Below are 1,842 nucleotides of genomic sequence, written 5' to 3' on the forward strand. Positions count from 1 at the left end.
GTACGACATCGGCTTTGGCGGGCTTGATCACGTGCTAGCTAGCGGCGAGAACGTAAACGTGCTCGTACTTGACACCGAGGTCTACTCAAACACCGGCGGCCAGAGCTCAAAATCAAGCCGCGCGGGCTCGATAGCGCAGTTTACCGCTAGCGGCAAGCCGATGCAGAAAAAAGATCTGGGCTACATCGCGATGACCTACGGAAATATCTTCGTAGCGCAGATCAACTCAAACTCGAGCCAAGCAAACACGATAAAAGCCATCGCCGCAGCCGAAGCATACGATGGACCTAGCCTCGTGATCGCGTATTCGCCGTGCATCGCGCACGGTATCAAGGGCGGTATGGCGCTCTCGGGCGATCAGGGCGAGCTAGCGACAAAATGCGGCTACTGGCCGACCTACGTCTACGATCCGCGCCTAATCAAAGAGGGCAAAAATCCGCTCAAAATGACCTCAAAAGAGCCGGACTGGTCGCTTTACGAGGAGTTTTTGCTAAACGAGGTTCGCTACAATTCGCTTAAGAAAACCAACCCTGAGCACGCGGACGAGCTGCTGGCTAAAAACAAGGCCGACGCGCAAAGACGCTACCGCCAGCTAAAACGCCTAAGTTTGGCTGACTTTAGCGATGAGGTCGAGTCTAGCGCGGAAGCCCAGGCTAACGAAAACGCCGAGTAGGGCGCAAATTTCTCTCGCTCAAATTTGACGGGCGAGGGAAAATATCTGTAAATTTAGCCGCTCGTTTGGGCGGTTAAATTTGCTTCCAAATTTGAAAATTTTAAATTTAACACGGCAAATTTAAAAGGCGCAAAATGAGTCAAGTCCATCCTTTTAAACCGATTTTTGATAAAAACTCTAAAATTTTAATGCTCGGATCCTTTCCTTCCGTCGTTTCTCGTAAAATTGGCTTTTACTACGCAAATCCGCAAAATCGCTTTTGGCGTGTTCTGGCCAGGATTTTAAACGCTCCGCTGCCTGTTAGCACGGATGAGAAGATAAAATTCCTGCTCGCTCACCGCATCGCCATCTACGACGCTGCGATATCCTGCGAGATAAAGGGCTCGAGCGACGCCAAAATGACTGCCGTTGCGCCTGTAAATTTAGTGCCGATCTTTAAAGTCGCAAAGATCACGCAAGTCTACGCCAACGGCGGCAAGGCGCACGAAATCTGCGAAAAATATCTAAAAACTCAAATTTTAAATGCGACAGGCAAAGAGGCCGTCAAACTGCCTTCAACTAGCCCTGCAAATGCAAATTTTAGCCTTGAAAGGCTCGTGCAAGAGTGGGCGGTCGTCGCGGAGGCGCTAAAAGACGGATAAATTTGACGCGAGCCTTTAAGTCTAACTCATCCGAAATAACCGCACCTTCATCTTAAATTTAGTTTCAAATTTTAAAATTACCCAAATCAAACAAAGCAGGAAAAACCATGAAAATCCTAAAATTTCTATTTCTACTTCAGCTTCTAGCCATCGGTGCGCAAGCACTAGAGCCAAAAGTCGTAATGAAGCCAGAAGCGAGCCTAAAAAACGGGCTTTACTACGTAAAAGGCAAGCTCTACGACGGCACGCTAAAGATGCTTCGCTACAGCGTCGAGGACCTATATGACGTAAATGCGATGGGCATGGTCTATCTGAGGCTAAAACCCCTGCCGCCCACGCTCATACGCGAGATAGACGTGCAGGGCGGCACGGCGGTTCGATACAGGGACTATTTTGACGGTAGGGACAAGCCCTCAAACGAATACCCCCTAAAAAACGGCGTCCGCGAGGGCACGGCGAAGCACTACCATGCAGATAGCGGCGCTCTGATGGGCGAGAGTGAATACAAAAATGACGTCCGCGACGGGC

The 1,842-nt window shown here is 49.7% G+C and carries 2 protein-coding genes and 1 pseudogene; all 3 read left to right on the top strand.

Features of this window, described 5'->3' with window-relative positions:
• Positions 1 to 673 (top strand): thiamine pyrophosphate-dependent enzyme (locus B9N66_RS09535; protein WP_257639822.1); only part of this gene is annotated, 673 nt, incomplete at its 5' end.
• Between the two features lie 134 nt (positions 674 to 807).
• Positions 808 to 1,314, top strand: a complete 507-nt coding sequence (locus B9N66_RS09540; RefSeq protein WP_087580817.1) for a DNA-deoxyinosine glycosylase — start codon at positions 808 to 810, stop codon at positions 1,312 to 1,314.
• A gap of 107 nt (positions 1,315 to 1,421) precedes the next feature.
• A pseudogene (locus B9N66_RS09545) lies at positions 1,422 to 1,842 on the top strand (toxin-antitoxin system YwqK family antitoxin); the annotation flags it as partial.

It is taken from the genome of Campylobacter concisus (assembly GCF_002165775.1).
GTDB classification, from domain to species: domain Bacteria; phylum Campylobacterota; class Campylobacteria; order Campylobacterales; family Campylobacteraceae; genus Campylobacter_A; species Campylobacter_A concisus_E.